This window comes from Mesorhizobium sp. B2-9-1 (assembly GCF_006439455.1).
In the GTDB taxonomy this organism is placed as follows: Bacteria; Pseudomonadota; Alphaproteobacteria; order Rhizobiales; family Rhizobiaceae; genus Mesorhizobium.
Genome location: NZ_VFTP01000017.1, coordinates 89245 through 96614, shown reverse-complemented (window position 1 = coordinate 96614; position 7370 = coordinate 89245). Strand labels below are relative to the sequence as shown.

Here is a 7370-nt window from a genome sequence, read left to right as displayed (position 1 = left end):
GGCCCATCCCTCCCGTCTTTATCCGTCAGCGCGTATCGGCTAAGGGCTTCCCAACAAAGCCCTCCACCCCGGACCGCCTCACAGAAATGACCGCCAAGCCTCACCCTCTCTTCCTCGGCATCGACACCGGCGGCACCTACACCGATGCGGTGCTGTGGTCGGAGGAAGGCGGCCCGAAGGGCAAGGTGCTGGCCAAGGCGAAGTCGCTGACCACGCGCCACGACCTTGCCGTCGGCATTTCCGGCGCGGTGGACGCGGTGCTGGAACAATCCAGGACCGATCCGGTCTCGATCAAACTGGTCTCGATGTCGACGACCTTGGCCACCAACGCGCTGGTCGAGGGCCAAGGCGGGCGCGTGGCGCTGGTGATGATCGGCTTTTCCGAAGCCGACCTCGCGCGCGACGGGCTGAAGACGGCGCTTGGCACCGATCCGGTGGTATTCTTGCCCGGCGGGCATGACGTGCATGGCAATGCGGCAAAACTCGACCTTTCCGGGCTCGAGGCGGCGCTGCCGGAACTTGGGCGTTCGGTGTCGGGCTTTGCCGTCTGCGCCTATTTCGCCACCCGCAACCCGGCGCATGAGCTGGCGGCCCGCGACCTGATCCGCGACAAGACCGGCCTGCCGGTCACCGCCAGCCACGAGCTTTCGGCCAAGCTCGGCGGCCCACGCCGCGCGCTCACCACCTTGCTCAACGCGCGCCTAATCTCGATGATCGACCGGCTGGTGGCGGCGACCGAAGGTTTTCTGGCCAAGCGTGGCATCGCAGCACCGCTGATGGTGGTACGCGGCGACGGCGCGCTGGTCTCGGCGGCCTTTGCCCGCCAGCGGCCGATCGAGACGATTCTGTCCGGCCCGGCCGCCAGTCTTGTCGGCGCCCGCCACATGACCGGGCTGGATGATGCCATGGTCTCGGATATCGGCGGCACGACAACAGACGTCGCCGTGCTCGATGGCGGCCGGCCGCGGCTTGATCCGGAAGGCGCCACCGTCGGCGGCTTCCGCACCATGGTCGAAGCCGTCGCCATGCGCACCTTCGGCCTTGGCGGCGACTCCGAAGTGACGCTGGAAGACGGCGCGCTCGATCCAAAAATCCTGCTAGGGCCGCGCCGCCTGGTGCCGCTGGCGCTGGCGGGCTTGGTGCATGGCGAGGCGGTCACCACCGAGCTGGAGCGCCAGCTGCGAGCGCCCAATCCGGGCCGCATGGACGGGCGCTTTGCCCTGCGCACCGGCGTGCCGGAGCGGCTCGCCGCCGGCCTCACCGGTCCGGAAGCGAAGCTCTACGAGACGATCGGCGCCACGCCGCTGGCGCTCGACAGGCTGCTCGCTTCGAATGCGCAAAACGCCACGCTGAACCGGCTGGTCGCGCGGGGCCTTGTCCACATCTCGGGCTTTACGCCTTCGGATGCCGCCCATGTGCTGGGAAAACAGGCCAACTGGGACACCGCCACCGCCCGCCTCGGCGCTGAGCTTTTCGCCCGCCGCCGCGACGGCCGCGGCCAGACGATCGCGGCGACGCCGGAGGAGATTTCCGATCGTGTGCTCGTCACGCTGACCCGCTGGTCGGCCGAATACATTTTGGAAACCGCCTTTGCCGAGGACGGGCTGGACGGCGCGGCCACCGTCGCGCATGCGCTGGTGCAGCGCGCGGTCGACGCCCATCCCGGCATCGCCCGCTTCACCGTCGCGCTCGACCGCCCGGTGATCGGCCTCGGCGCCTCGGCGCCGCTGCATTATGCCGGCCTGCCGCCGCTGGTCGGCAATGGCTGCATCGTGCCGGAAGACACCGATGTCGCCAACGCGCTCGGCGCCGTCGTCGGCCAGGTGCGCGTCTCGGCCGAGGCCCGCGTCAGCCAGCCCAAGGAAGGCCTGTTCCGCCTCGCCTCGGGCCAGACGGTGCGCGACTTCACGGAGGAGGACAAGGCGATCGAAGCGGCGCAAGCCGATGTGCGGGCGCTCGCCGCCGATCGCGCCAAGGACGCAGGCACCGACAGCGCCGAGATCCACGTTTCCACCGAGTTCAAGGTCTCGACCATCGAGGGCCAGCGCATGTTCATCGAGGCGCATGTGTTGGCCGTGGCGTCGGGACGGCCGCGGATCGCGGTGTAGCGCCTTTTCCTTCTCCCCTTGTGGGAGAAGGAAAAGGCCGCGCCCCTACACCCTAAGCTGAATTGACCCCGCAACCCCAAACATGCCAAACGCCCGGCAAGCCACCTATCTGGAGACGTGCAGATGACCGACCGCATCGAGATCGCCGGGTTGCGGATTGCCCGGGAGCTCCATGACTTCGTGGCCGCGGAGGCCACGCCCGGCACCGGCATCGACCCGGAAAAATTCTGGACCGGCTTTTCGGCGATCGTCCACGACCTTGCGCCGAAGAACCGCGCGCTGCTGGCGGAACGCGACGCCATGCAGGAGAAGCTCGACGGCTGGTATCGCGAAAACGGCGCGCCGCTCGACATGGAGGCCTACAAGACCTTCCTCAAGGAGATCGGCTACCTTGTGCCGGAAGGGCCGGCCTTCAGCGTCTCGACCGAGCACGTCGATCCCGAGATCGCGGTCGTTGCCGGGCCGCAGCTCGTCGTGCCGGTGATGAATGCGCGCTATGCGCTCAACGCCGCCAATGCGCGCTGGGGGTCGCTCTATGACGCGCTCTATGGCACCGACGCCATTGCCGAGGCCGGCGGCGCCGAGAAGGGCAAGGGCTTCAATCCGGCGCGCGGCGCCAAGGTGATCGCCTGGGCGAAGGATTTCCTCGACCAGTCGGTGCCGCTGACCACCGGCAAATGGGCGGGCGTCAATGGGCTGTCGGTGGCGAATGGCGCGCTGAAAGCCGGCGAGGGCGCCGGCGCCACGACGCTCGCCGATCCAAGGCAGTTCGTCGGCTATCGCGGCGATGCCGCCACGCCGGAAGCGGTGCTTCTGGTCAAGAATGGGTTGCATATCGAAATCGTGATCGACCGCGCCAACCAGATCGGCAGGACCGATCCGGCGGGCATCGCCGACGTCCTCCTCGAAGCCGCGTTGACCACCATCCAGGACTGCGAGGATTCGGTCGCCGCCGTGGATGCGCAGGACAAGGTCGTCGTCTACCGCAACTGGCTTGGCCTGATGAAGGGCGACCTCGCGGAAGAGATCACGAAGGGCGGCAAGACCTTCGTCCGCAAGCTCAATGCCGACCGGAGCTACATTTCACGCGCGGGCGGCACCATCACCTTGCCCGGCCGCTCGCTGATGCTGGTGCGCAATGTCGGCCACCTGATGACCAATCCGGCGATCCTGGATCGTGACGGCAACGAGGTGCCGGAAGGCATCATGGATGCGGCGCTCACCGCGCTGATAGCGCTGCACGATGTCGGCCCGAACGGCCGGCGGATGAATTCCCGCGCCGGGTCGATGTATGTGGTGAAGCCGAAGATGCACGGGCCGGAAGAGGTCGCCTTCGCCGTCGAGATTTTTGATCGCGTCGAAGCGCTGCTGGGCATGGCGAAGAACACCATCAAGATGGGCATCATGGACGAGGAGCGGCGCACCACTGTCAACCTCAAGGAAGCGATCCGCGCCGCAAGAGAGCGCGTGGTGTTCATCAACACCGGCTTCCTCGACCGCACCGGCGACGAGATCCACACCTCGATGGAAGCCGGCCCGATGATCCGCAAGGGCGACATGAAGCAGGCCGCCTGGATTTCCGCCTATGAGGCCTGGAATGTCGATACCGGCCTGGAGTGCGGGCTCGCCGGCCACGCCCAGATCGGCAAAGGCATGTGGGCGATGCCGGATCTGATGGCGGCGATGCTGGTTGAGAAGATCGCGCATCCCAAGGCCGGCGCCAACACCGCCTGGGTGCCGTCGCCGACGGCCGCCACGCTGCACGCCACGCACTACCACAAGGTCGACGTGCACGCCGTGCAGGCGGCGCTGAGGAGCCGGCCGAAGGCGAAGCTCGACGACATCCTGTCGGTGCCGGTAGCGGTGCGGCCGAACTGGACGCCGGACGAGATCCAGCGCGAGCTCGACAACAACGCGCAGGGCATCCTGGGTTACGTCGTGCGCTGGATCGACCAGGGCGTCGGCTGCTCCAAAGTGCCCGATATCAACGATGTCGGCCTGATGGAGGACCGCGCCACGCTGCGCATCTCCTCGCAGCACATCGCCAACTGGCTGCGCCACAAGGTCTGCTCGGAAATCCAGGTGAGGGACTCGCTGCAACGCATGGCGGCCATCGTCGACCGACAGAATGTCGGCGACCCGCTCTACCGGCCGATGGCGCCGGACTTCGATAATTCCATCGCCTTCCAGGCCGCCTGCGACCTGGTGTTCAAGGGGGCGGTGCAGCCGAACGGTTATACGGAGCCGGTGCTGCACGCCCGGCGGCTGGAGTTGAAGGCGCGCGAGCAGTAACGCGTCCGCGGGCGCAATCGGGCCGATCACGTAAACGAGATATCGAGGTGATCGACGACCGGCCTGCAAAGCATTGACGATTTCCAATCTACCTACTAGTTGGTAGGCAGTGAATGAAAGGAACCGTCATGCCTGCACGAATGAACCATGCCCAGTCCTCAAACGGCTGGCTCAAAAGCTATTACTATCTGCGGTTTGCCGTATCGGCGGCCTGGGTCGCGGTAGCCTTCACCATCGCCAGGTCGGTTCCGGCGCTCGCCGCGGTCATGCTGGTTGCCTATCCCCTATGGGACGCGCTCGCGAACTATGTCGACGCGCAGCGCAGCGGCGGCTTGGGCCGCAACAAGTCGCAGCTCCTCAATTTCGCCGTCAGCATTCTCACCGCGATCGCGGTCGCTATCGCGCTTGGCCGCAGCATGAACGCGGTGCTCGCGGTCTATGGGGTCTGGGCGGTCGTCTCCGGCGCGTTTCAGCTCCTCACCGCGGTGCGTCGCTGGAAGAGCAACGGCGCCCAATGGGCGATGATCCTGAGCGGCGCCCAGTCGGCGCTAGCCGGCCTCTTCTTCGTCAAGATGGCGGGCGGCGCCGATGCCATCAGCATCGCCAATGTCGCGCCCTATGCCGCCTTCGGTGCCTTCTACTTCCTGGTGTCCGCCGTGTGGCTTTCTGTCGGCGATATTCTTCGCAAGTCGCGGCGGGTCGCGAGTTGAGGTAGGCATGTCCATGGACAAGCCCTCCAACACCGCCGATGACATACTGGCCGCCGCGCGAAGCTTCATCGTCGCCGGCGGCTATAACGGGTTCAGCTACGCCGATATCGCCGACGTGGTCGGTATCCGCAAAGCCAGCATCCATCATCATTTCCCGAGCAAGGTCGACTTGGTGCGAACCCTGGTCAAGCGCTACCTCGAGGATGCCGTGACAGGCATGACGGAGCTAGAGCGCAATGTGCCTGCGCCGCCTCAGTTGCTGCGCACCTATGCCGGCTTCTGGGCGCAGTGTATCGAGGACGCGAGCAGGCCGATTTGCGTCTGCGCGCTGCTTGCCAGCGAGCTTCCGGCCCTTCCGCCTGAGGTGGCTGCGGAGGTCCGAGCCTATTTTCAATTTCTCTCGGGGTGGCTGACCGGCGTCATCGAGCGCGGCGCCGCGCAAGGCACATTGACGATCGCCGCCGCGCCGCGCGTCGAAGCGGAGGCCTTCATGGCGACCGTGCACGGGGCGATGATTTCGGCGCGGGCCTATGGCGATGTCCTGACCTTCAGCATGATCCTGGCGCCGACGCTGCAGAAGCTGATCCCGGCTCGAGATTGAAGAGGGACGAAAGCCAGGCTCGCTTGCGGTCACGCCGCCTGCGCCATCCGCTCCGCGCTCATGCGATAGGAGATCGCCTCGGCAAGATGGATGCGGCCGACGGTTTCGCTGGCGTCGAGGTCGGCCAGCGTGCGGGCCACCTTCAGCACGCGGTGATAGGCCCGCGCCGAAAAGCCGAGCTTTTCGCTGGCGTCCTTGAGCAGCGTCAGCCCGGCGCTATCGGGCTTGGCGATCTCCTCGACGATCGAGGGCGGGCAGTGCGCGTTGGTGGTGGCGCCCGCGCCCAGTCTTTCCAACCGCTCGCGCTGCATGGCGCGCGCACGCGCCACGCGCTGCGCCACCGCCGCACTCGTCTCGGCCTTGTCCGGCCGGATGAGGTCGCTCGCCGAGACCGCCGGCACCTCGATCCTGAGGTCGATACGGTCGAGCAGCGGGCCGGAAATGCGCGCCTGATATTCGGTGCGGCAGCGGTCGCCGCGCAGGCAGCGATAGCCGGGTTCGCCCGACATGCCGCAGCGGCACGGATTCATTGCCGCCACTAGCTGGATGCGCGCCGGATAGGTGACGCGGTGGTTGGCGCGCGCGATCATGCAGTCGCCGGTTTCCAGCGGCTGGCGCAGCGCATCCAAGGTCTGCGGCGTGAATTCCGGCAACTCGTCGAGGAACAGCACACCGTGATGGGCGAGCGAGACCTCACCCGGACGTGCGCGCAGCCCGCCGCCCACCATCGCCGCCATCGAGGCCGAATGATGCGGGGCGCGAAACGGCCGCCGGTCGGTCAGCTTGCCTTCGCCGAGCTCGCCGGCGACGGAAGCGATCATCGACACTTCGAGCAGCTCTTTCGGCGCCAGCGGCGGCAGGATCGAGGGCAGGCGCTGCGCCAGCATCGACTTGCCCGAGCCGGGCGGCCCGACCATGAGAAGGTTGTGGCCGCCGGCGGCAGCCACTTCGACCGCCCGCTTGGCGCTCTCCTGGCCCTTGATGTCGGCGAGATCCGGCAGGTCGCGCGCGGCAAGCTGGATGTCGGCTTCGGGCCGCGACAGCACCTGCGTGCCGCGAAAATGGTTGGCGACGGCAATCAGGCTGCGCGGCGCAAGGATATCGAAATCCTTGCCCGCCCAGGCCGCTTCCGGGCCGCAGGCGAAGGGGCAGATCAGGCCCTTGCCTTCGGCATTGGCGCCGATCGCCGCCGGCAGCGCGCCGGCGACGCCCGTGATCGTGCCGTCGAGCGACAATTCGCCAAGCACCACGTAACCAGCGAGCATATCGCCCGGGATGGCGCCGAGCGCCGCCATCAGGCCGAGCGCGATCGGCAGGTCGTAATGGCTGCCTTCCTTGGGCAGGTCGGCCGGCGCGAGGTTCACCGTCACCTTCTTCGACGGCATCGACAGGCCCGACGCATGGAGTGCGGCCTGCACGCGCTCGCGGCTTTCGGCCACCGCCTTGTCCGGCAGGCCGACGATCTGCATGCCGACCTTGCCCGGCCCAACCATCACCTGGACATCGACCGGCAAAGCCTCGATGCCCTGGAAAGCCACCGTGCGAACCCGCGCCACCATCTTTTCAAGCCCCCGGATGCCGGCTCCCGCGCGGCGCTGCGATCAGGCCGCGCAAGACCTCACGCCAGACAACCACAGATTTGCGGCTTAGGGCGATTAT

The 7370-nt window shown here is 67.1% G+C and carries 5 protein-coding genes; 4 read left to right on the top strand and 1 reads right to left on the bottom strand.

Going from position 1 to position 7370, the window contains the following annotated elements:
* The first annotated feature begins 86 nt into the window (after positions 1 to 86).
* The 4 genes from FJW05_RS23045 (at position 87) to FJW05_RS23030 (ending at position 5711) form a co-directional block, all read left to right on the top strand.
* The gene (locus FJW05_RS23045; RefSeq protein ID WP_140635938.1) at positions 87 to 2108 is read left to right on the top strand and encodes a hydantoinase/oxoprolinase family protein; all 2022 of its coding nucleotides are present in this window, start codon (positions 87 to 89) and stop codon (positions 2106 to 2108) included.
* Positions 2109 to 2231: 123 nt separating this feature from the next.
* Positions 2232 to 4400, top strand: a complete 2169-nt coding sequence (locus FJW05_RS23040; RefSeq protein WP_140635936.1) for a malate synthase G — start codon at positions 2232 to 2234, stop codon at positions 4398 to 4400.
* A 128-nt stretch (positions 4401 to 4528) separates the two neighbouring features.
* A complete protein-coding gene (locus FJW05_RS23035; protein WP_140635934.1) occupies positions 4529 to 5110 on the top strand; it encodes a DUF308 domain-containing protein in 582 nt (193 codons plus the stop codon).
* Between the two features lie 13 nt (positions 5111 to 5123).
* Positions 5124 to 5711, top strand: a complete 588-nt coding sequence (locus FJW05_RS23030; protein ID WP_140543910.1) for a TetR/AcrR family transcriptional regulator — start codon at positions 5124 to 5126, stop codon at positions 5709 to 5711.
* A 29-nt stretch (positions 5712 to 5740) separates the two neighbouring features.
* On the opposite strand, the gene FJW05_RS23025 is transcribed toward FJW05_RS23030, so the two are convergent.
* Positions 5741 to 7270, bottom strand: coding sequence for a YifB family Mg chelatase-like AAA ATPase (locus FJW05_RS23025; protein ID WP_140635932.1), 1530 nt, complete (start codon positions 7268 to 7270; stop codon positions 5741 to 5743).
* Between the last annotated feature and the right edge of the window lie 100 nt (positions 7271 to 7370).

Excerpts from the sequence above, each read along its gene's own strand:
- FJW05_RS23030 (WP_140543910.1), top strand. The coding sequence starts at position 5,124 with ATGGACAAGCCCTCCAACACCGCCGATGACATACTGGCCGCCGCGCGA.
- FJW05_RS23045 (WP_140635938.1), top strand. The coding sequence starts at position 87 with ATGACCGCCAAGCCTCACCCTCTCTTCCTCGGCATCGACACCGGCGGC.
- FJW05_RS23040 (WP_140635936.1), top strand. The coding sequence starts at position 2,232 with ATGACCGACCGCATCGAGATCGCCGGGTTGCGGATTGCCCGGGAGCTC.
- FJW05_RS23035 (WP_140635934.1), top strand. The coding sequence starts at position 4,529 with ATGCCTGCACGAATGAACCATGCCCAGTCCTCAAACGGCTGGCTCAAA.
- FJW05_RS23025 (WP_140635932.1), bottom strand. The coding sequence starts at position 7,270 with ATGGTGGCGCGGGTTCGCACGGTGGCTTTCCAGGGCATCGAGGCTTTG.